Origin of the sequence: Streptomyces sp. NPDC020731 (assembly GCF_044334705.1) — a bacterium.
In the GTDB taxonomy this organism is placed as follows: Bacteria; Actinomycetota; Actinomycetes; order Streptomycetales; family Streptomycetaceae; genus Streptomyces.
In genome coordinates, this window is sequence record NZ_JBIRTN010000016.1 from 115,681 (window position 1) to 135,114 (window position 19,434).

The window sequence follows — 19,434 nt, forward strand, 5'->3', positions numbered from 1 at the left end:
GTCCGGCGGGGGCCGGGCGACCACGGGGGCCGGTCAGCCCCCGAGGTAGATCTGGAGCTCCTCGTACCGGCGGGCCGCCATGTCCTCCGGCGTCCCGGCGAGGGCGACGTCGAACGGACTGCCGCAGATCGGGTCGCCGAAGACCGAGAGGAAGTGGGTCAGCCCGTCCTCCTCCGGAGGGATCTGGAAGTAGCGCGAGTGCCCGCCGATCCGGATGCTCGCGAAGCGGGACGTGTCCAGGAGGGCGTCCAGCCCGCTGGTGAAATCCTCCAGTGTTCTCGAGCCCGAGGGGAACCGTTCCATGAACTCGCGTGCGAGGGGGAGGGTCTCCCAGTCGTCGTCGAAGCTCGGCACGACCACGGCGTAAAGCGGCGCCGGTTCGTAGACGGTGACGTCCCAGGAGTACCCGTCCTCGTTGGTGATCCTCGGTCCCCGTTCGACGGTCTCGGAGCCGGCCGGGACGTACCGCACGGCGGCGGAGCCGTCGGCGTCGACGATGTCGGCGAACACCAGCAGATGGCCGTCCTCGGGCAGCTCTATGTCCAGGACGTCCCTCGGCAGGACAGCGCAGTCGATGGTGGCGATGTGTGGCTCCCCGCCGTCGGGCCACGCCATGTCCTCGGGCATCCGGGGCAGTCCGCCCAGCCTCGCGGCCGGCGGAGCGTTCTCGTCCTGTCCGGGCACGTCCGGGCACAGGCGGACGGAGGGGCGCAGCCGGTGCAGGATCTCCTCGACCAGGGGCGCGGGAACACCGGTCCCGCGCCCGAGGTCGTCAATGGCCGCCCGCAGTTTCGATTCCATGATCGAAAGGGTGTCAGGCACCACTGACATCGGTGCCTGGCACACGCGGACCGGCCTCCCGGGGCTCCTGGTTCAGAAGCCCACGGACCCCAGCGCGCCCAGGCCGACGTCGGCGTACGAGTGCTTGCTGGAGACGAAGATGTTGACGCCGTAGTAGTTGAACAGCCAGCAGCCGAAGGCGAGCAGGGCCAGGTAGGCGGCCTTGCGGCCCTTCCAGCCGGCGGTGGCGCGGGCGTGCAGGTAGCCGGCGTAGGCGACCCAGGTGATGAAGGACCAGACCTCCTTGGCGTCCCAGCCCCAGTAGCGGCCCCAGGCGTCGCCCGCCCAGATGGCGCCCGCGATGATCGTGAACGTCCACAGCGGGAACACGGCCGCGTTGACGCGGTAGGAGAACTTGTCGAGGGACGCGGCCGCGGGCAGGCGCTCCAGGACGGAGGTGGCGAAGCTGCCGGGCTTGCCGCCGTTCGCGAGCTTGTTCTCGTACGCGTCCTTGAACAGGTAGAGGATCACGCCGACCGCGCCGACGTAGAAGACCGCGCCGCACAGGATCGCCGTGGAGACGTGGATGTACAGCCAGTACGAGTGGAGGGCGGGGACCAGCTGGTCGCTCTCGGTGTAGAGCCAGGTGACGGCGATACCGAGGTCGATGAGGACCGTGGTGGTCAGGAACAGGCCGAGCCAGCGCACGTTCTTCCTCAGCGCCAGCAGCAGGAGGTACACGCCGACCGCGGTGGTGGAGAAGGTGATGTTGAACTCGTACATGTTGCCCCACGGCGCCCGCTCCACGGACAGCGCGCGGGTGAGCACCCCGCCGAAGGAGAGGCAGAACGCGAGCACGGTGAGGGAGATGGCGATGCGCCCGTAGAGGTCGCCCTTCTCGTCCCCGCCGTGCGCCCCGGGCCCGTCGGGCACGTCCCGCGATCCGGTGGCGGCACGCACGACGACCTTCGGCCGCTCCAGCACGGCGGTGCCGCCGGCCTGCTTCACGGTGACGGCCGGCGCCTTCTTCGTCTCCGTCTTCGGGGTGAGGGCGGCGGCGGTCCGGGCGACCTTGCTGCGGCTGCCGAAGGTCCACTCCGCGATGTACGCGAGGAAGGCAAGGGTGTAGACCGCCATCGCGGAGTAGACCAGCACGTTGCTGATCTCCGCGAGGTTCTCGTTGGCCGCGGCGGCCAGATCTGTTGCGGCGGCGAGAGTCATTTCTCAGCCCCTTCGGCAGGTACGGCTTCGGGATCGGTGTCGGTGTCGGTGGAACCGGACGGGTCCGGGGAGGGATCGGGTGCGCCCGGCGCCTGGTCGTAGAGGATGCCGGCGAGGTCGCCGAGTTCCTCGGGCACCTTGGCGGACTCGCTGCGGCCGAGGCCGGCCATCTCGACGACGGTCACGCCGTCGGGACCCTCGACCGCGCGCACCCACACGCGGCGGCGCTGGATGAACAGGGAGGCGGCGAGGCCGCCGATCGCGGCGACGGCAGCGCCGAGCGCCCAGCCGGCGCCCCGCTCCTGGACGACCTGGAAGCCGGCCCACTCCTTGACGTCCTTCTCGAAGGTGACCGAGCCGGCGCCGTTCGGGAGCGTCATGGTCTCGCCGGGCGTGAGCAGCTTCTTGAACAGCTCGCCCTCGGAGTCCTTGAACTCCTTCATCTTGGTCTTGTCCATCTGGTACACGCTCTGCGGAATGCCGGAGTCGGCCTTCAGGTCACCGTGGTAGGCGGAGAGCGCGAGCACCGGATAGTCCAGCGCGGGGAACTGGGAGAGCATCGTGCCGCTGGCGGAACCGCCGAAGGTGGGCACGAAGAAGGCGTTGAAGCCGAGCTGCTCCTTCTCGCCCTCGGAGTTGCGGTAACCGTCGAGGACCTTGACCACGCCGGAGGAGGTGACGTTGGCGTCGAGCGGCAGCAACGGCACGGCGTCCTGGTAGACGATCTTCCCCTTGCCGTCGCGGACGGTGACGACGGGCGCGTAGCCGTGGCTGACGAGGTAGACCTTGGCGTCGCCGATCTTCAGTGGCTTGTTCACCTTGACGAGGGCCGTCTTCTCCTCGCCGTCGGCGCCCTCGGTGTAGGTGAGCTCGGTCTCGTACGTGCGCGGGGTGCCCTTGTTGGGGCCGGTGCGCTCGTAGGTGCCGGTGAACTCCTTCACGTCGAAGCTGAACGGCACCAGGTCGTCGTTGGTGAAGAGGCTGCCGGACTTGAAGTCGTCGTACTGGGTGAGCGTGTTCGAGAAACCGTCGCCCTCGACGACCAGCTTGTTGCCCTCGGACTTGAACAGCTGGCCCCAGGCGAAGGCGATCAGCATCACGATCAGTGCGATGTGGAAGAGCAGGTTGCCGACCTCGCGCAGATACCCCTTCTCGGCGGCGACGGCGTCACCGTCGAGGTGGGCGCGGAAGCGGCGCTTCCTCAGCAGGGCGAGCGCGGCCTCGCGGACCTGCTCGGGTTCGGCCCCGGTGCGCCAGGTGGTGTGCGCGGGCAGCCGGGTCAGCCGGCGGGGCGCGCCCGGCGGGCGGCCGCGCAGCTGGCCCACGAACTGCCAGGTGCGGGGCACGATGCAGCCGATGAGGGAGACGAACAGCAGGATGTAGATCGCCGAGAACCACACCGAGCTGTAGACGTTGAAGAGGCCGAGCTTGTCGTAGACCGGCGCGAGCATGTCGTGGCGCTCGCGGAAGTCGGCGACCGCCGTCTCGTCGATCCCGGTCTGCGGAATGAGCGAGCCGGGAATCGCGCCCAGCGACAGCAGCAGGAGCAGCAGCAGCGCGACCCGCATGGAGGTGAGCTGCCGCCAGAACCAACGGGCCCAGCCGATGACGCCCAGGGCGGGCAGGCCCGGCGCGTCCTCCTTGGGGGCGGTGGACAGCTGGGAGCCGGCGGCGCCGAGCTCCTGGTCGTCGGCGGACCGGGGAGTGTCGTCGGTCGTCGTCTTGCTCATCGGGTCAGATCCCCACAGTGAAGCCGTTGGACCAGGTCTGCATCTCCGCCACGAGGCTGTCCCACGCGCCGGTCAGCAGCAGCACACCGGTCACGATCATCATCGTGCCGCCGATGCGCAGGACCCAGACGTAGTGCCGCTTGACCCAGCCGAAGGCACCGAGCGCCTTGCGGAAGGCCACGGCCGTGAGCACGAAGGGCACGCCCAGTCCCAGACAGTACGCGACGGTCAGCAGGGCGCCGCGCCCGGCGCTCTCCTGCTGTGCGGAGAGCGTGATGACGGAGGCGAGGGTGGGACCGATGCAGGGGGTCCAGCCGATGCCGAACAGGGCGCCGAGGACGGGGGCGCCGACCAGGCCGGTGGCCGGCCGTTTGTGGAAGCGGAACTCGCGCTGGGTGAGCCAGGGCATCAGGCCCATGAAGAAGACACCCATGAGGATCATGAGGACGCCGAGCACCTTGGACAGGACGCCCGACTGCTCCTGCAGGGTCTGCCCGAAGTAGCCGAAGAAGGCGCCGCCGGAGACGAACACGGCGGTGAAGCCGAGCACGAACAGGGAGGCGCCGGCGACCATGCGTCCGCGCCGGGCCTCGGCCAGGTCGGTGCCGGAGACGCCGGTGACGTAGGAGAGGTAGCCGGGGACCAGCGGCAGCACGCAGGGCGAGAAGAAGGAGACCAGCCCGGCGAGCAGTGCGATGGGCAGGGCGACCAGCAGGGCGCCGTCGAGCACCGTGCCGTTGTAGCCCGTCTCCGCGGCGAGCGTGTGCAGGGTCGTCACGTCACTTCTCCGCGACGACCGGCTCGAGCATCTTCAGCAGGCGTTCCTCGTCGAGCGCGGTCAGTGAACGGGCCGCGATCCTCCCGTCCCGGTCCAGGACCAGGGTGGAGGGGACGGCCTGCGGGTTGAGGGTGCCCTTCTCGAAGCGGAGCATCAGCTTGCCCGTGGGGTCGTACAGACTCGGGTAGGGGATGCCGAAGTCCTTCTCGAAGGCGAGGGCGGCCGTGGTGCTGCCGTCCCGTGTGTTGATGCCGACGAACTCCACGTCCCGGCCGGCGTAGTCCTTGGACACCTTGGCGAAGTACTTGGCCTCCGCGCGGCACGGGTTGCACCAGGAGCCCCAGACGTTGAGGACGACGACCTTGCCCTTGTGGTCGGCGACGTCGAGCTGCTCGCCCTCGAGCGTCTTCCCGGACAGCTCGGGCGCGGCGACCCGCTTGCCCTCGGGAACCGTGGAGATGCCGTCGGTTCCGGTGACGAAGTTGGTGTTGCCGCCCCCGCCGGACGTTCCGCCCGACCCGCAGGCGGAGACGAGCAGTGCGACCGCGGCGGTGCCGGCGGCCAGGGTGGCGCGACGGCGGACGCGGAGGACGCGGTTCGAGCGCTGGGGGGCGCGGCTGGCGGCACTCATGTGAAAAGTTTCGCATGCCCGTTCCGGGGATCTTGGGCACCCCCCGTGCGGGCGGAAATCCGCATATCAGGCGGCGTTGCCGGTGCCCGTTCCGGTCGTGCCGCCGGTCTCCCCGGTGAACGCCTTCCAGCCCCCGGCCGGTTCCTGGCCGACGTCCAGGGTGCGGAGCCGTTCCAGCACCTCCGGCTTCTGCACGTCCAGCCAGTCGGTGAACTGCCGGAAGGAGACGAGCCTCACGTCGCCGCCCTTCTCCTTCTCCCGCGCGATGTGCTTGAGGGCTTCCTCCACGGCGTCCATGTAGATGCCGCCGTTCCACTGCTCGAAGTGGTTGCCGACGAAGAAGGGCGCCCGGTTCGACTTGTATGCCCGCTTGAAGCCCGATATGTACGCCCGGGTCGCCTGCCGTCGCCAGCCCGGGTGGTTGTGGGCCGGCGCGTTGGTCGAGTTGACCGACTGGTTGGCCAGGATGTTGTAGTCCATCGAGAGGACCTCGAAGGAGTGACCGGGGAACGGTATCTGCTGCAGGGGCAGGTCCCATATGCCCTGCTTCTTCGACGGCCAGACCTGACGGCCGCCGGGCGAGGAGGCGTCGTAGCGCCAGCCGAGCTCGCGGGCGGTGGGCAGCAGGTTGTCCTGGCCGAGCAGACAGGGCGTACGGCCGCCGACGAGCTCCTTGTCGTAGTCGAAGGGGAGCGGGTCCAGGTCGGTCCAGCCGGAGTTGGTCCGCCACTCCTTGACGAAGGACTTGGCCTGCTCGATCTCGCTGCGCCACTGCTGCGACGTCCAGCCGCCGACGCTGCCGGAGCCCCCGCAGAAGTGGCCGTTGAAGTGGGTGCCGATCTCGTGCCCTTCGAGCCAGGCGCGGCGGAGGTTCTTCAGCGTGTCCCTGATGTGGCCGTCGGTGAGGTAGCCGATGTCGGAGGCGCCGCGCGGGTTGTTCGGCGGGTCGTAGAGCCGCTTCTTCGACTCGGGGAGCAGGTACACGCCCGAGAGGAAGAAGGTCATGGACGCGCCGTGCTCCTTGGCGAGGTCCAGGAAGCGCGGGAAGAGGCCGTTGCCGACCTCACCGGCCCCGTCCCAGGAGAAGACGACGAACTGCGGCGGGGTCTGACCCGGTTCCAGCGGCACCGGCCCGTCGGGCTGGTGGGGCTGCCTGCCGGTGAAGGCGGTGGAGCCGTCACCGATCGGGCGGGCGGTGTCCGTCGGCTTCGGCTCGGGCTTCGGCGTCCCGGACCGGTCACCGCCGCCGCCGGGGCGGGCTGCGCCGTCCGGATCCTCGTGGCCGCCGCAGCCCGCCAGCGAGACCGCGGCCGCGGCTCCCGCCCCGAGCCCGAGCATTCCCCTGCGGGTGAGACTGCGCATGGCAACCCCGTTCGTCACGTCCTCTGGTGGTCACTTCTTCAGAGGACGTGACGAAGCGGGGGGTTCCCGCCTCGTGCGAAGGTTTCGCAACGGAGTTCGAAGCGGCCGTCGGTGCGGGAACCTTCGAGGACTACGCCCCGAAGGCCTTGCCCTTCCCCTTCACCGGCTTGGCGCCCGCGAGCAGATGCGCGGGGACGAGATCACGGGCCGGCTCGCTGTAGCCGACGGAGACGATCCTGTCCCCCTGGTAGGTGAAGGTGGTCAGCGAGGCGAGCGTGCACTGCCGCTTGCGCGGGTCGTGCCACAGCCGCCGCTTCTCGACGTAGGACCGCACGATCCAGATCGGCAGCTGGTGGCTGACCAGCACCGCCTCGTGTCCGCGCGCCGCGTCCTTGGCCGCGTTCAGCGCGCCCATCATGCGGATGACCTGCTCGACGTACGGCTCGCCCCAGGACGGCTTGAACGGGTTGACGACGTGCTTCCAGTTGGCCGGGCGGCGCAGCGCGCCGTCGCCGATGCCGAAGGTCTTGCCCTGGAAGACGTTCTCCGCCTCGATCAGCCGCCCGTCGGTGGCGATGTCCAGGCCGTGCGCCTTGGCGATGGGCTCGGCCGTCTCCTGCGCCCGCTCCAGCGGGGAGGCGACGACGTACGTGATGTCGCGGGAGGCGAGGTGCTCCCCGACCCGGTCGGCCATGCGCCGGCCCAGCTCGGAGAGGTGGTAGCCGGCGAGCCGGCCGTAGAGGACGCCGTCCGGGTTCTCGACCTCGCCGTGCCGCATGAGGTGGACGACGGTGACGTCGTCGTCCTTCTTCGGGGTGCTCACGCGGTCGCCTCCGCTGCCGCTCGGGCCGCCGCCGGAAGGGCGTCGGCGATCCGCTGGACGGCCCGCTCGTCGTGCGCGGTGGACACGAACCAGGACTCGAAGGACGACGGCGGCAGGTAGACGCCGTTCGCGAGGAGGGAGTGGAAGAACGCGGTGTAGCGGAACGACTCCTGCGCCTTGGCGTCCTCGTAGTTGCGCACCGGGCGGTCGGTGAAGAAGACGGAGAACATGTTGGAGGCGTTCTGCAGCGTGTGCGCGACGCCCTCCTTGCCGAGCGCCTCCGTGACGAGGGACCGGACCTGCGCGGAGACGTCGTTCACCTTCTCGTACGCGGCGTCGTCGAGCAGCCGCAGCTGGGCGAGCCCGGCGGCGGTGGCGACGGGGTTGCCGGAGAGGGTGCCGGCCTGGTAGACGGGCCCGGCGGGGGCGAGGTGGCCCATCACATCGGCGCGCCCGCCGAAGGCCGCGGCCGGGAAGCCGCCGCCCATCACCTTGCCGAAGGTCATCAGGTCGGGCCGGACGCCGTCGACGCCGTACCACCCTTCCCGACTGGTCCTGAACCCCGTCATGACCTCGTCGGAGACATACAGCGCGCCGTTCGCGGCGCACGCGTCCTTCAGCCCCTGGTTGAACCCGGGCAGCGGCGGTACGACGCCCATGTTGCCCGGGGACGCCTCGGTGATCACGCAGGCGATCTCACCCGGGTGCGCGGCGAAGGCGGCGTGCACGGCGTCGAGGTCGTTGTACGGCAGGACGATCGTGTCGCCCGCCTGGGCGCCGGTGACGCCGGGCGTGTCGGGGAGCGCGAACGTGGCCACCCCGGAGCCGGCGGAGGCGAGCAGCGAGTCGACGTGCCCGTGGTAGCAGCCGGCGAACTTGATCACCTTGGTGCGCCGCGTGAACCCGCGGGCGAGCCGGATCGCCGACATGGTGGCCTCGGTCCCGCTGGAGACGAGCCGCACCTGCTCCAGCGGCTCGATCCGGGCGGTCATCTCCTCGGCGAGCGCGACCTCGCCCTCACCGGGCGTGCCGAAGGACGTACCGCGCGCGACGGCCTCCTGTACGGCGGCGATCACCTCGGGGTGCGCGTGCCCGAGGATCATCGGCCCCCAGGAGCAGACCAGGTCGACGTACTCGCGTCCGTCGGCGTCGGTCAGGTACGGGCCGGTGCCCGACACCATGAACCGGGGCGTGCCGCCGACGGCGCGGAAGGCACGCACCGGTGAGTTCACACCACCGGGAGTGACGGCCGCGGCACGATCGAACAGCGCCTGCGAGGCTTGGGCTTCGTACGAATATGGCAGTTCGCTCATGACCTGCGACTTCTCCGACCTTCTCCGTCATTCCGGGAGTTTCCCGGCTCCGGGTGCGTATGACGTGTCCAGGGTAGGCCAGGGGCGGCCTCCGGCATCCGGCCCCCGATCCGCCGTGATCTGCGAAACTGGCGTTTGATACACACAGCTCACCCGGCCGGGGCCGGCCGGAGGCTGCGGGGGTCCCGCGGGCAGATGTTTCACCGCACGTTTCGGCGGGCGGCCGTGGGGGAGGTCACTGACACGATGATCGGGTTGCGCGGCGGGGGCCACGCGTCCTAGAAAAGCAGTCGGGTGGAGATATGCATCGCGGTGGCGGACTGGGCGAGGGGACTGATGACCTGGGTCCTCGACGTGCCCGGCGGGGGAAGCACCGGCGCGAGGCGGAGGACACGGACGAGCCGCGCCGGACGCGCGGCGAGCCGGAGCGGATCGGCCCCCCTGGAGGGGCAGGGAGCAGGAATGGTGGTCGGGTGGGGGTGACGTACAAGTATTTCGGCGCGCCGGACGGCGCCACCGCGGCCCGCGTCCCGATCTCGATGCGCCCCGAGGAACTCGGCGGCGACGAGCTCGGCATGAACGGCATGTTCACCAAGATCAAGCCGGAAACCATGGCCGCGATGGTCCTCACGGGCATCGAGGGCGTCCCCCTGCACAAGGTCCCACCCCTGGAACTGGTCGTCCTGCACCCCGACTACGCGGTCGTGAAACTCCCCATGACGGTCGTCGACCCGCTGCGCGGGATAGGCGAGGAAGCGGTCGGCGCGGCGGCCTTCATCTGGTCGACGGTCCCGGACCGCGGCGGCCCGCGCGACGCGTTCAACGTGTACCAGCTGCTGCACGAGTGGCAGGACTTCAGCCATCGGCTGCATGAGGCGGGGCATCAGCCTTACTGCCTGGTGTGGCCCTGAGCTGGGGTTTCGTAGGGGTCGGGCGGGGTCTTCGGGCCTCGCCCTTTTCCGTGCCGGGAAGGGGCCGTCAGGCGGCCAGGGCACATTGATCTCGCCCGGGGCACCGGTGTGCCCTGGGGAGAGGCGGGGACGACGCCTGCGACCTGTTGTATCTGGAGCTGCCGGTGGCGGAGCCCATCCGCGGCCGAGTCCGAAAAAACTGAGAAGCCGACCATGCAGCACCGCACGCGTCCGATCCGCCTGACCGCCGCCGCCGCGGTGCTCCTGGCCGGGTGCGGCGCCTCCGAAGAGCATCACGCCGACGCGGAGCCCGCTGCCGTGGTCTCCCAGGCGGACAACTCCCCCTACCGGGGCACCGCGCTGGACAGCGGCTTCACCAAGCCCGACCTGGTCCTGACCGACACCGCCGGCAAGCCGTTCGACCTGCCGCTGCTCGTCAAGAGCACCCGCTGACAACGAGAAGGGGCTCCGTCTCCCGCATCACGCGGGGCCCGGAGCTCTTTCTCGTTCGGCAGGTGCCGCTCAGCAGCAGTCGCAGCCCGGGCCGCAGCTGCCGCAGGCGTCCGACTCGGCCTTGCCCGCACCGGCGCCCACGGCAGTGGCGTTCGGCGCGCAACAGCCCTTGCCCTGCCACGCCTCAATGCCCTCCTTGACCGCGATGGCGGCGATGACGAGGGCGGCGATCGGGTCGGCCCAGGACCAGCCGAGGGTGGCGTTGAGGACCAGCCCCACCAGCAGCACCGCGGACAGGTAGGTGCACAGCAGGGTCTGCTTGGAGTCCGCCACGGCCGAGGCGGAGCCGAGTTCGCGTCCGGCCTTGCGCTGGGCGTAGGACAGGAACGGCATGATCGCCAGGGACAGGGCGGCGATGACGATGCCGGGGATGGAGCGCTCGGCCTCGCTCGTGCCGGTCAGCGCGCGGACGGCGTCGAAGGAGACGTAAGCAGCGAGCGCGAAGAAGGAGACGGCGATGATCCGCAGGGTGACCTTCTCGCGGGCTTCGCGCAGGTCGTGGTCGCGGGCGGAGAACTGCCAGGCGACCGCAGCGGCCGAGGAGACCTCGATGACCGAGTCCAGGCCAAAGCCGATCAGCGCGGTGGAGGAAGCCATAGTGCCGGCGATGATGGCGACGACCGCCTCGATCACGTTGTAGGTGATCGTCGCGGCCACCAACAGACGTATCCGCTTGGCCAGGACGTCACGGCGGGCCGGGGACGGGCCGAGGGATATGGAGATGTCCGCTGTCATCAGCAGCAGCCCTTTTCGTCGGCGTCCACGCAGGTCTTGTCGGCCTCGACGGCGACCACGGCGGTGCGCAGGTCGTCCAGCGCGTGTCCCAGCCGCTCGTCCGCCAGCTCGTAGCGCACCCGGCGTCCCTCCGGCACGGCGACGACCAATCCGCAGTCCCGCAGACAGGCCAGATGGTTCGACAGCCGGGTGCGGGAGATCTCCAGCAGGTCGGCCAGCGTGGCCGGGTGGGCCGGCTCCTCGCGCAGAGCGAGCAGGATGCGACAGCGGATCGGGTCGGCCAGCGCCCGACCGAACCGGGTCAGCGCATCAAGGTCGGTGGCGAGACTCAGCATGGACACCATGGTACACACAATCCTGAATTCAGGAATCCCTGGATCATCTGGAGGTCCCTGCCGTGCCAGACCGGGCCGATGTCCCACACCCGCACCCACGCCGTGATGCTCCGCCTCGCCCTGCGCCAAGGCGACCTCACCGCAGCGCTCATACAGCTCGTGCGCTTGCTGGTCGCCGCCCCCGGCTCAGCGGCCGGGAAGTACCCGGACGGCAACACCGGCCGCACCCGGCCCGGCCTCACCGCGTGACGGCCGGGGCGCTGCGGGTGGCTGTCAAGGCATCGTCGATCGCCTTGCGAGTGCGGGTCTCGCTGGACGGCAACAGGTGCGTGTACGTCCGGAGCGTGAAGCCGGGGTCCGAGTGGCCGAGGTACCCGGAGAGCGCTTTGATGCTCTCCCCCGCGTCCAGGAGCACGGAGGCGTACGCGTGCCGGAGGGCGTGATGCCGTCCTCCGGGGCCGCCTGCAGGGAGCTGGCCGCCGCCCAGCAGCACCTCGCGACATTCCCCAAGCGGACCCGGCAGCGCACCAAGCGCCACCGCGCGGCGGCCCGGAAGGTCGCCACGATCCACGCGAAGATCCGCAGGCAGCGGCTCGACCACCACCACAAGCGGGCGAACGAACTGCTGCGCGATCACGACGTGGTCGCCCACGAGAGGCTGAACACCGCCGGGATGACCAAGAGCCCGGCAGCCAGGCCCGATCCCGGGACTCCCGGCGGTTTCCTGCCGAACGGGGCCGCCGCGAAGGCCGGACTCAACCGCAGCATCCTCGACGCGGGTTGGGGGTTGTTCCTGGGAATCCTGGCGCAGAAGGCTGAGAGTGCCGCTCGCCGCGTGATCCCGGTGGACGCCCGCAACACCTCCCGCACCTGCCCCGCCTGCGGGCACGTCGCCAAGGAGAACCGCGTCACCCAAGCCGACTTCGAGTGCACCGCGTGCGGCTTCACCGCCAACGCCGACCACGTCGGCGCGCTGAACGTCCTGCACAGGGCCGGGCCGGCCCTCTGCGACGGTGCTTAGCCACCGACACAGGAAGCCCGCCGCTTCAGCGGTGGGTGGAGTCACCGCCGTGATGGAACTGGTCGACAACGGCATCATCGCCCTCGTACCGGACGCGATGGACGCACACCTGTCCGACGGCCTGTTCTGGTACGCCCTGCTCGGCGGCTTCGCCGTGGCGTTCGTGATCACCACGCCGGTCAACAAGTGGATGATCGGCCGCGGCAAGGGCCACGCCGTCGTCCACGCCTACCACTGAACCGCATCACCACAACGCCGGGCGGCCCCCAGAAACCTGGGGGCCGCCCGGCGTTGAGCAGCCGAAGTCAGCCCAGACTCGCCAGCAAGTCGTTGCATGCCTGCTCGCAGCGTCGGCACGCTTCGGCGCAGACGCGGCAGTGCTCGTGCATGTCGGCGTGGGCGGCACACTCGTCGGCGCACGCCTTGCAGACGGTGGCGCAGGCTTGCAGGACGGCCCGGGTGATGTTGGCGTCGTAGCCGGTGTGCCGGGACAAGACCGATGCGGTGGCGTTGCAGACGTCGGCGCAGTCCATGTCGGTGCGGATGCACTTGGTCAGATCGCCGACCATGCCCTCCGACAGACAGGCGTCGGCGCACGCGGTACACGCCTGAGCGCAGGCGAGGCACTCCTCGATGCACCTGGCCATCGCTTCCTGGTCCACGCCACCCAGGTCTGCGGGGTAGGTGCGGAGCATGTCGTTGACGGATGTGCTCATGGGGCCGCTCCTGTTCTGCTGCTGACGGAGCACCGGACAGCGTCCGTCGCGCGGTGCCTGCCGGGTATCACCCGACCGCGCGCCGCAAACGGTCACCGCCTCGCGCACTCCGAGGAAGAACGTCGGCTTCACGGGGCGGGACAGAGGTCAGTGCACGTGCGGTCCGCCCGTCATCCGGGGCTTGCCCCGCGGCACGAGCGGCAGGGCCACGACTGCGGTCACCGCGGCCGCTGCCGCGCACAGCGTGAACGCGTCGGTGAATCCGCCGGCGGATCCCCGTTCGAAGCCTGAGGCCGCGACGGTGGAGACGACTGCCACGCCGATCGAGCCGCCGACTTCGTGAAAGGTGTTGACCACACCGGACGCCAGCCCGGCCTCTCGGTGCTCGACCATGGCGAGCGCCGTGGTGGTCGCGGTGACGAAGACCGCGCCCAGACCGAGGGCGGCGACGACGAAGCCCGGCAGCAGCACGGCGTACACGCTGTCCGTGTTCGAGAGCCGGGCCAGCGACACGGTTCCGGCGGCGGTGACCGCCATGCCGCCGCCGGCCGTCGCACGGCTGCCGATCCTGCCGACCAGGCGGGAGCCCAGGTGTGCGCCGACGCCGGTGGCGACGGCTACGGGCAGGAAGACCAGTCCGGTCCTCAGCGGGCTGAAGCCGCGCAGGTGCTGGAGGTACACCGACCCGAGGAAGAAGTAGGCGATCAGCAGCGCCGTGGCCATAAGCATGAGAAACGCCCCGGCGAGGACGGGCCGCCGGGTGAACATGCGCAGGTCCATCAGCGGAGCACGACTGGTGCGCTCAACGGCGGTGAACAGTGCGTAGGCCGCCAGGGCGCCGGCCAGCGGGGACAGGGTGGACGGGCTCCCCCAGCCCGAGTCTCCCGCTTCCACCAGGCCGTAGATCAGCGCGCCGGTTCCGGCGGTGGCCAGCAGGGCCCCCGGAAGGTCGAGTCGGGCCGGTTGTGGGGCACGGGCCGCCACGACGCCAGGGAGGGCGGCCAGGACGACGAGTCCCACGGGCACGTTGACATAGAAGACCCATGGCCAGCCCGGTCCGTCGGTGAGCGCCCCGCCGAGCAGGACACCGGCGGCGGCGCCGGACCCGCCGATGGCCGCCCATGCGCCGAGGGCCTTGGTGCGTTCGGGGCCGTGGAAAGTGGCCGTGACGAGGGAAAGTGCGGCGGGAGAGAGCAGTGCCGCGCCGACCCCCTGGGCGATGCGCCCGCCCAGCAGGACCGCTGCGTTGCCCGCCAGGCCGCAGACCAGCGAGGCAGCCGTGAACAGAGCCAGTCCGACCAGCAGGGTCCGGCGGGCGCCCAGCACGTCCGCGAGACGTCCGCCGAGCAGCATGAGGCCGCCGAAGCAGAGGGTGTACGCAGTGACGACCCAGGTCAGTGACTCACGGCCGAGGTCGAGGTCCGCGGCCATGTCGGGCAGCGCCACGTTCACGACGGTGACGTCGAGGATCAGCATGAACTGCGCCAGGCAGATGAGAGCCAGAGCGACCCACCTGTGTGGATGGGCGTGGGGGTCGGCGTGGCCCGGTGGGTGCGAAGCGCCGACGGTCGGGTGCGTCATTTTGAGTCCTTGGACGAGGCCCACGGAATGAGGCCCGGGGGCGGAGGACGAGGCGAAGGAGCTGTGGAGTCGGTCGCCGACGCGCGATGCGTACGGATGGCAGCGACGAACCGGCATGCCGCAGGGTGACCACGGCCGATGAATTGAACTGTACTGTGCAGTTCATATGAACTCAACCGTTCAGTACAGGCAGGTGTAGGCTCGGCGCATGGACACGGAAGGGGCCAAGCAGCCACCGAGCGGGCCTCGCGCCACCCTCAAGCGACAGGCCATCGTGCGAGCCGCCCGCGAACTTTTCCTCCGGCACGGCTTCGGCATCGGTATGGACACCATTGCCGCAGCGGCGGGCGTCTCCAAGGTGACGGTCTACAACCACTTCGGCAGCAAGGAAGCGCTCTTCACCGCGGTGATCGCCGGCGCACTGGACGACTCCCTGTCCGGGGAGCCGTCAGCCGCGCTCGCCAAGCTCGTCGAGGCCGACGACCTCCGCCCGGCCCTGCTCGACGCCGCGCGACGGTGGGTCCACTCGGTGCGCACCAACGACGACGTCACCGCGCTGCGCAATCTGGTCGCCGTTGAGGCGCGCCGCTTTCCCGAGCTGGGCCGGGCCTGGCAACACCACGGGCCGGAAGGCCATCACCCCGCCGCCGCCCAGACCCTGCGCACCCTCGCCGACCAAGGCCGCCTGGTCATTCCCGACCCGGAAACGGCGATCATCCAGCTCTACGCACTCCTGATCTTCCCCCACCTGATCTTCGGCACCTACGGCACACACATCGACGAGGACCTCACCGACCGCCTCACCGTGAGCGGCGTCGACATGTTCCTGGGCCACTACAGCCCCCGCCCCGCCTGACGGACGCCCGCCCGCCCGGCATCCACACAGGACCGGACCCGCGCCGATCTGACGCCCAGGGTCGACCCGGAAGTCTCGCACCCACCACGGCCTGCTGCGGCATGCCCACAGACGGTGACCCAGTGACAGCTCCCGCCTCCGGACTCTCCGCCGGGCCTGGATGACCTCGCACACAGCCTGTCCCAGAACAACAACCCCTTTCCGAGATACCCCAGGGGGTATATCGTTCCGCCGCAAGAAAGATACCCACCCGGGGTATCTATACTCAGCGGGAGGGAACGAGCGATATGGCGGCGATCGGATCGGCCCAGGACCAGCCGAAGGTGGCGTTGAGGGCCAAGCCGACCAGGAGGACGGCCGACAGGTACGTGCACAGGAGCGTCTGCTTGGAGTCGGCGATCGCGGAGGCGGACCCGGGCGGGGCTGAACACACCGATGCCACTGCCGGCGATCTCGCGGTGCTGCTCAAGTCCTCCGGCGTGCCGCTGGAGGCGTGATCCCGCTCGCGTCAGCCGGCCACGGACTGCGTGCCTGGGCGAAGAACGGCAGGTCGTGGCTGTGACCGGCCATGTGAGTGTCACTGCTGTAGACGATGGCCCTGGTTTGCGGTGAGCAGACGACGATCTGCGCGTCGCGGGAAGAGATGGCAGAGCCGTCATGACTTTGGGGCGCTGCGGCAGGACGCGCGATCCTGGAGGCATGGAGATCGAGATCCTTGTCGTGCCCGCCCCGACGCGACGCCTGCCGCCGAGCAGCTCAGAGGTGTGCTCGACGACCTCGGTCTGCACGACACCGCGTTCACCACCCGGACCATCGCAGACCAGGCGGAGGCCGAGCGGCTCGGCTTCACCGGCTCGCCGACCATCCTCGTCGACGGCCAAGACCCCTTCACCGAGCCCGACCACGCAGCCGGCCTGACCTGCCGGGTGTACCGCATCCCCGACGGGCTGGCTGGACTCCCCGCCACCGACCAGCTGCGCCAGGTCCTGGCCAACGCCTCCTGAGCCGACCGGGGGAGCTACGGGGTCGGCCGGAGAGGGGAGCGGAGCCCCGTAGCGGGCGGCATTCGACGTCCAGGCCACCGCCTCGTCGACGGCTGGACGCTGGGCGAGGTGCACGTCTTCGATGAGGGCACCCTGTCCCGCGGCTGACCAGTGACCGCTTCCAGGATGACTGAGCATACGGGGAGGGGGTATGGACGCTCTGTGGAAGCGAAGGACATTGCTCAGTTGGCGACCAGGGCCGCCAAGGCGTCGTCATGCGGGACGTGGTGCGGAGTCGGCACGGCGCAGGTGACGTTGGTCCGGCAGGTGGTGGGGATGTGTCTGCGCGTGCAGATCACGCTGGGCAAGTACTCGGGAGCCGGCGCAGGGTGACCCCTGCGGGCCCGAAGCGGGAGGGCAGAAGAGGGTGAGGGCGGGCCATCAGGCCCCGCCCTCACCCTCTTTCTTGGACAGTGTTCTCAGCTCGCGGCCTTGAAGCCACGCAGTCGCAGGGAGTTGCCGACGACGAAGACGGAGGAGAAGGCCATGGCCGCTCCGGCGATCATCGGGTTGAGGAGTCCGGCCGCGGCGAGCGGCAGGGCGGCGATGTTGTAGGCGAAGGCCCAGAAGAGGTTGGACTTGATGGTGCCGAGCGTCTTGCGGGCGAGGCGGATGGCGTCGGCGGCGGCGCGCAGGTCGCCGCGGACCAGGGTGAGGTCGCCGGCCTCGATGGCGGCGTCGGTGCCGGTGCCCATGGCGAGCCCCAGGTCGGCCTGGGCGAGCGCGGCGGCGTCGTTGACCCCGTCCCCGACCATCGCCACCGAACGGCCCTCGTCCTGGAGGCGCTTGACGACATCGACCTTGTCCTCGGGCATGACCTCGGCGATGACGTGCTCGGGGGCGATTCCGACCTCCGCCGCCACCGCCTCGGCGACGGCCCTGTTGTCGCCGGTGAGGAGAATCGGGGTCAGGCCCAGGGCGCGCAGTCGACCGATGGCTTCGGCACTGGTCTCCTTGACCGCGTCGGCGACCTCCAGGATCGCCCGCGCCTCGCCGTCCCAGGCGACCGCGATCGCGGTGCGTCCCGCCGCCCCCGCTTCGGCCTTGGCGCGTGCCAGGTCGACGGGCAGGTCCATGGCCCACTCGGCGAGGAGCTTCTCGCGGCCCACGAGGACGGCGTGCCCCTCGACGATGCCCTGCACGCCGAGACCGGGGACGTTGGCGAAGTCCTCCGGGACGGGCAGGGTGCCCGTGCGGTCGGCTGCCCCGGCGGCAACTGCCTGCGCGATCGGGTGTTCGGAGGCGTGCTCCAGGGCGCCGGCCAGGCGCAGTACGTCCGTCTCGTCGGTGCCGTCGGTGGTGTGCACGGCGAGCAGGGTCATGCGGCCGGTGGTGACGGTGCCGGTCTTGTCGAGGACGATGGTGTCGACCTTGCGGGTGGACTCCAGGACCTCGGGGCCCTTGATGAGGATGCCGAGCTGGGCGCCGCGCCCGGTGCCGACCATCAGCGCGGTCGGGGTGGCCAGCCCCAGCGCGCAGGGGCAGGCGATGATCAGAACCGCCACGGCGGCGGTGAACGCGGCGGTCAGTCCGGCGCCGTTGCCGATCCAGAAGCCGAGGGTGGCCAGCGCCAGGGCGATGACGACGGGCACGAAGACCCCGGAGATGCGGTCGGCGAGCCGCTGGGCCGCGGCCTTGCCGTTCTGCGCGTCCTCCACCAGCTTCGCCATCCGCGCCAGCTGCGTGTCGGCGCCGACCCGCGTCGCCTCGACCACCAGCCGGCCGCCCGCGTTCAGGGTGGCGCCGGTGACCTGGTCGCCCACGCCGACCTCGACGGGCACCGACTCGCCGGTGAGCATGGAGGCGTCGACCGCGGAGGTGCCCTCGACGACCGTGCCGTCGGTGGCGATCTTCTCGCCGGGGCGGACCAGGAAGCGGTCACCCACCGCCAGTTCTGCCGTGGGGATTGTCCGTTCGCTGCCGTCCGGGTCCAGAACGGTGACGTCCTTGGCGCCCAGCTCCAGCAGGGCCTTCAGCGCGGCGCCGGCCTTGCGCTTGGAGCGGGCCTCGAAGTAGCGCCCGGCGAGGATGAAGGCGGTCACCCCGGCCGCGGCCTCCAGGTAGATGTTCCCGGAGCCGTCACCGCGGGCGATGGTCAGCTCGAAGGGATGGGTCATGCCGGGCGTGCCCGCGGTGCCGAGGAACAGCGCCCACAGCGACCACAGGAACGCCGCGGACGTGCCGACCGAGATCAGGGTGTCCATGGTGGCCGCGCCGTGCCGGGCGTTGGTGAACGCGGCCTTGTGGAAGGGCCAGGCCGCGTACGTCACCACGGGCGCCGCCAGAGTCAGCGACAGCCACTGCCAGTACTCGAACTGCAGCGCCGGCACCATCGCCATCGCGATCACCGGGACCGCCAGCACCACCGCCGTCACCAGCCGCTCCCGCAGGGGGCGCAGCTCGTCGGCGGTCTCGGCGCCCTCCGGCCCGGACGCGGCCTCGGTGCGCGCCGGTTCGGGTTCGCGGGCGGTGTACCCGGTCGCCTCGACCGTGGCGATCAATTCCGGGACGGACACGTCAGCGGCGTAGCTGACCTTCGCCTTCTCCGTCGCGTAGTTGACGGTCGCGGTGACCCCGTCCATCCGGTTGAGCTTCTTCTCGATCCGGGCGGCGCACGAGGCGCAGGTCATACCGCCGATGGCGAGTTCTACCTCGGCTGTGTCGGGGACCGTGGTGGCCATCACTGCTCCTCGTGCTGGTCGGCGAACAAGGGAAGGAAAACGAAAGAGGTGGCCGGGCCCGCGGGCGGGCCCGGCAGGTATGCGGAGGCTTCAGGCCGCGCGGCCGGTGAGCTCGTAACCGGCGTCGTCGACGACCTTGGCCAGCAGCGCGTCGTCGGGCTCGTCCTTCGTGGTGACGCTGACCTGGCCGGCTTCGAGATCGACGTCGACCGCCAGGACGCCCTCCAGCGCGCCGATCTCCTTGGTGAGCGTGGCCTTGCAGTGGCCGCAGGTCATCCCGGAGACGTCGTAGACGGTGGTGGTGCCCGCCGTGACCGTGGCCGTAGTGGTGCCGGTGGAGCAGTTGCCGTCGGGGGTGCAGCAGGACATGGGTTCCTCCTAGACAAGGCGATCAGTACCCCCGA

19 protein-coding genes and 4 pseudogenes are annotated in these 19,434 nt (G+C 70.3%); 7 read left to right on the top strand and 16 right to left on the bottom strand.

The window, feature by feature from the left end; genetic code table 11:
• Positions 1-33: 33 nt before the first annotated feature.
• The 8 genes from ACH4VX_RS24430 to hemL all read right to left on the bottom strand — a co-directional run bounded on the left by ACH4VX_RS24430 (position 34) and on the right by hemL (position 8,638).
• A complete protein-coding gene (locus ACH4VX_RS24430) occupies positions 34-801 on the bottom strand; it encodes a DUF1963 domain-containing protein (protein WP_398370051.1) in 768 nt (255 codons plus the stop codon).
• Between the two features lie 72 nt (positions 802-873).
• Positions 874-2,001 carry a c-type cytochrome biogenesis protein CcsB gene (gene ccsB, locus ACH4VX_RS24435; RefSeq protein ID WP_398370053.1) on the bottom strand — a complete coding sequence of 376 codons (1,128 nt, stop codon included), beginning with the start codon at positions 1,999-2,001 and terminating at the stop codon, positions 874-876.
• Positions 1,998-3,731, bottom strand: coding sequence for a cytochrome c biogenesis protein ResB (locus tag ACH4VX_RS24440; RefSeq protein WP_398370055.1), 1,734 nt, complete (start codon positions 3,729-3,731; stop codon positions 1,998-2,000). The genes ccsB and ACH4VX_RS24440 overlap by 4 nt, the downstream gene beginning before the upstream one ends.
• A gap of 4 nt (positions 3,732-3,735) precedes the next feature.
• Positions 3,736-4,509 carry a cytochrome c biogenesis CcdA family protein gene (locus tag ACH4VX_RS24445; protein ID WP_398370056.1) on the bottom strand — a complete coding sequence of 258 codons (774 nt, stop codon included), beginning with the start codon at positions 4,507-4,509 and terminating at the stop codon, positions 3,736-3,738.
• A 1-nt stretch (position 4,510) separates the two neighbouring features.
• Entirely contained in the window at positions 4,511-5,140 is a 630-nt protein-coding gene (locus ACH4VX_RS24450) for a TlpA family protein disulfide reductase (RefSeq protein WP_398370057.1), read from the bottom strand.
• Between the two features lie 66 nt (positions 5,141-5,206).
• Complete coding sequence (locus ACH4VX_RS24455) at positions 5,207-6,478, bottom strand: hypothetical protein (RefSeq protein WP_398370185.1); 1,272 nt, start codon at positions 6,476-6,478, stop codon at positions 5,207-5,209.
• A 154-nt stretch (positions 6,479-6,632) separates the two neighbouring features.
• Positions 6,633-7,280: a histidine phosphatase family protein gene (locus tag ACH4VX_RS24460; protein WP_398370186.1), complete on the bottom strand. Its 648-nt coding sequence runs from the start codon at positions 7,278-7,280 to the stop codon at positions 6,633-6,635.
• Between the two features lie 41 nt (positions 7,281-7,321).
• Positions 7,322-8,638: a glutamate-1-semialdehyde 2,1-aminomutase gene (hemL, locus tag ACH4VX_RS24465; RefSeq protein WP_398370058.1), complete on the bottom strand. Its 1,317-nt coding sequence runs from the start codon at positions 8,636-8,638 to the stop codon at positions 7,322-7,324.
• Between the two features lie 302 nt (positions 8,639-8,940).
• Between hemL and ACH4VX_RS24470 the strand changes: the two genes are divergently transcribed.
• Both ACH4VX_RS24470 and ACH4VX_RS24475 read left to right on the top strand, forming a co-directional pair.
• The gene (locus ACH4VX_RS24470; protein ID WP_398370060.1) at positions 8,941-9,549 is read left to right on the top strand and encodes a hypothetical protein; all 609 of its coding nucleotides are present in this window, start codon (positions 8,941-8,943) and stop codon (positions 9,547-9,549) included.
• A 213-nt stretch (positions 9,550-9,762) separates the two neighbouring features.
• Complete coding sequence (locus ACH4VX_RS24475) at positions 9,763-10,002, top strand: hypothetical protein (protein ID WP_398370062.1); 240 nt, start codon at positions 9,763-9,765, stop codon at positions 10,000-10,002.
• A gap of 69 nt (positions 10,003-10,071) precedes the next feature.
• Here ACH4VX_RS24475 and ACH4VX_RS24480 read toward each other — a convergent pair whose 3' ends face one another.
• Both ACH4VX_RS24480 and ACH4VX_RS24485 read right to left on the bottom strand, forming a co-directional pair.
• Positions 10,072-10,797: a cation transporter gene (locus tag ACH4VX_RS24480; RefSeq protein ID WP_398370064.1), complete on the bottom strand. Its 726-nt coding sequence runs from the start codon at positions 10,795-10,797 to the stop codon at positions 10,072-10,074.
• Entirely contained in the window at positions 10,797-11,132 is a 336-nt protein-coding gene (locus ACH4VX_RS24485; protein ID WP_279564973.1) for a metalloregulator ArsR/SmtB family transcription factor, read from the bottom strand. Before ACH4VX_RS24485 ends, ACH4VX_RS24480 begins: the two co-directional genes overlap by 1 nt.
• Before the next feature lie 78 nt (positions 11,133-11,210).
• Between ACH4VX_RS24485 and ACH4VX_RS24490 the strand changes: the two genes are divergently transcribed.
• Entirely contained in the window at positions 11,211-11,381 is a 171-nt protein-coding gene (locus ACH4VX_RS24490; RefSeq protein ID WP_398370066.1) for a DUF3703 domain-containing protein, read from the top strand.
• Here the strand turns inward: ACH4VX_RS24490 and ACH4VX_RS24495 are convergent.
• Positions 11,371-11,609 (bottom strand): annotated as a pseudogene (locus ACH4VX_RS24495) (tyrosine-type recombinase/integrase); the annotation flags it as partial. The gene ACH4VX_RS24490 and the pseudogene ACH4VX_RS24495 sit on opposite strands and share 11 nt — an antisense overlap.
• Between ACH4VX_RS24495 and ACH4VX_RS24500 the strand changes: the two are divergent.
• Together ACH4VX_RS24500 and ACH4VX_RS24505 are read left to right on the top strand one after the other, a co-directional pair.
• Positions 11,590-12,153 (top strand): annotated as a pseudogene (locus ACH4VX_RS24500) (RNA-guided endonuclease InsQ/TnpB family protein); the annotation flags it as partial. The pseudogenes ACH4VX_RS24495 and ACH4VX_RS24500 sit on opposite strands and share 20 nt — an antisense overlap.
• 46 nt (positions 12,154-12,199) lie before the next feature.
• Positions 12,200-12,391, top strand: a pseudogene (locus ACH4VX_RS24505) (DUF4396 domain-containing protein); the annotation flags it as partial.
• A 67-nt stretch (positions 12,392-12,458) separates the two neighbouring features.
• On the opposite strand, the gene ACH4VX_RS24510 reads toward ACH4VX_RS24505, so the two are convergent.
• Together ACH4VX_RS24510 and ACH4VX_RS24515 are read right to left on the bottom strand one after the other, a co-directional pair.
• Positions 12,459-12,869 carry a four-helix bundle copper-binding protein gene (locus ACH4VX_RS24510; RefSeq protein WP_398370067.1) on the bottom strand — a complete coding sequence of 137 codons (411 nt, stop codon included), beginning with the start codon at positions 12,867-12,869 and terminating at the stop codon, positions 12,459-12,461.
• Between the two features lie 147 nt (positions 12,870-13,016).
• Positions 13,017-14,450 carry an MFS transporter gene (locus tag ACH4VX_RS24515; RefSeq protein ID WP_398370069.1) on the bottom strand — a complete coding sequence of 478 codons (1,434 nt, stop codon included), beginning with the start codon at positions 14,448-14,450 and terminating at the stop codon, positions 13,017-13,019.
• Between the two features lie 208 nt (positions 14,451-14,658).
• Here ACH4VX_RS24515 and ACH4VX_RS24520 point away from each other — a divergent pair, with 208 nt between their 5' ends.
• Positions 14,659-15,306 carry a TetR/AcrR family transcriptional regulator gene (locus ACH4VX_RS24520; RefSeq protein WP_398370070.1) on the top strand — a complete coding sequence of 216 codons (648 nt, stop codon included), beginning with the start codon at positions 14,659-14,661 and terminating at the stop codon, positions 15,304-15,306.
• 286 nt (positions 15,307-15,592) lie between these two features.
• On the opposite strand, the pseudogene ACH4VX_RS24525 reads toward ACH4VX_RS24520, so the two are convergent.
• A pseudogene (locus ACH4VX_RS24525) lies at positions 15,593-15,721 on the bottom strand (cation transporter); the annotation flags it as partial.
• A 349-nt stretch (positions 15,722-16,070) separates the two neighbouring features.
• On the opposite strand from ACH4VX_RS24525, the gene ACH4VX_RS24530 reads away from it, so the two are divergent.
• Positions 16,071-16,310, top strand: a complete 240-nt coding sequence (locus ACH4VX_RS24530) for a hypothetical protein (protein ID WP_398370072.1) — start codon at positions 16,071-16,073, stop codon at positions 16,308-16,310.
• A gap of 458 nt (positions 16,311-16,768) precedes the next feature.
• Here the strand turns inward: ACH4VX_RS24530 and ACH4VX_RS24535 are convergent, their stop codons facing one another.
• Together ACH4VX_RS24535 and ACH4VX_RS24540 are read right to left on the bottom strand one after the other, a co-directional pair.
• Positions 16,769-19,030: a heavy metal translocating P-type ATPase gene (locus tag ACH4VX_RS24535; protein ID WP_398370073.1), complete on the bottom strand. Its 2,262-nt coding sequence runs from the start codon at positions 19,028-19,030 to the stop codon at positions 16,769-16,771.
• Positions 19,031-19,120: 90 nt separating this feature from the next.
• On the bottom strand, positions 19,121-19,399 hold the full coding sequence (locus ACH4VX_RS24540) for a heavy-metal-associated domain-containing protein (protein ID WP_398370074.1): 279 nt from the start codon (positions 19,397-19,399) through the stop codon (positions 19,121-19,123).
• Between the last annotated feature and the right edge of the window lie 35 nt (positions 19,400-19,434).

What these genes read in the sequence shown, in the direction of transcription:
- ACH4VX_RS24470 (WP_398370060.1), top strand. Translation starts at nt 8,941, where the DNA reads ATGCATCGCGGTGGCGGACTGGGCGAGGGGACTGATGACCTGGGTCCT.
- ACH4VX_RS24475 (WP_398370062.1), top strand. Translation starts at nt 9,763, where the DNA reads ATGCAGCACCGCACGCGTCCGATCCGCCTGACCGCCGCCGCCGCGGTG.
- ACH4VX_RS24485 (WP_279564973.1), bottom strand. Translation starts at nt 11,132, where the DNA reads ATGCTGAGTCTCGCCACCGACCTTGATGCGCTGACCCGGTTCGGTCGG.
- ACH4VX_RS24535 (WP_398370073.1), bottom strand. Translation starts at nt 19,030, where the DNA reads ATGGCCACCACGGTCCCCGACACAGCCGAGGTAGAACTCGCCATCGGC.
- ACH4VX_RS24440 (WP_398370055.1), bottom strand. Translation starts at nt 3,731, where the DNA reads ATGAGCAAGACGACGACCGACGACACTCCCCGGTCCGCCGACGACCAG.
- hemL (WP_398370058.1), bottom strand. Translation starts at nt 8,638, where the DNA reads ATGAGCGAACTGCCATATTCGTACGAAGCCCAAGCCTCGCAGGCGCTG.
- ACH4VX_RS24430 (WP_398370051.1), bottom strand. Translation starts at nt 801, where the DNA reads ATGGAATCGAAACTGCGGGCGGCCATTGACGACCTCGGGCGCGGGACC.
- ACH4VX_RS24455 (WP_398370185.1), bottom strand. Translation starts at nt 6,478, where the DNA reads ATGCTCGGGCTCGGGGCGGGAGCCGCGGCCGCGGTCTCGCTGGCGGGC.
- ACH4VX_RS24515 (WP_398370069.1), bottom strand. Translation starts at nt 14,450, where the DNA reads ATGACGCACCCGACCGTCGGCGCTTCGCACCCACCGGGCCACGCCGAC.
- ACH4VX_RS24460 (WP_398370186.1), bottom strand. Translation starts at nt 7,280, where the DNA reads ATGCGGCACGGCGAGGTCGAGAACCCGGACGGCGTCCTCTACGGCCGG.
- ACH4VX_RS24510 (WP_398370067.1), bottom strand. Translation starts at nt 12,869, where the DNA reads ATGAGCACATCCGTCAACGACATGCTCCGCACCTACCCCGCAGACCTG.
- ACH4VX_RS24540 (WP_398370074.1), bottom strand. Translation starts at nt 19,399, where the DNA reads ATGTCCTGCTGCACCCCCGACGGCAACTGCTCCACCGGCACCACTACG.
- ccsB (WP_398370053.1), bottom strand. Translation starts at nt 2,001, where the DNA reads ATGACTCTCGCCGCCGCAACAGATCTGGCCGCCGCGGCCAACGAGAAC.
- ACH4VX_RS24480 (WP_398370064.1), bottom strand. Translation starts at nt 10,797, where the DNA reads ATGACAGCGGACATCTCCATATCCCTCGGCCCGTCCCCGGCCCGCCGT.
- ACH4VX_RS24520 (WP_398370070.1), top strand. Translation starts at nt 14,659, where the DNA reads ATGGACACGGAAGGGGCCAAGCAGCCACCGAGCGGGCCTCGCGCCACC.
- ACH4VX_RS24450 (WP_398370057.1), bottom strand. Translation starts at nt 5,140, where the DNA reads ATGAGTGCCGCCAGCCGCGCCCCCCAGCGCTCGAACCGCGTCCTCCGC.
- ACH4VX_RS24490 (WP_398370066.1), top strand. Translation starts at nt 11,211, where the DNA reads ATGTCCCACACCCGCACCCACGCCGTGATGCTCCGCCTCGCCCTGCGC.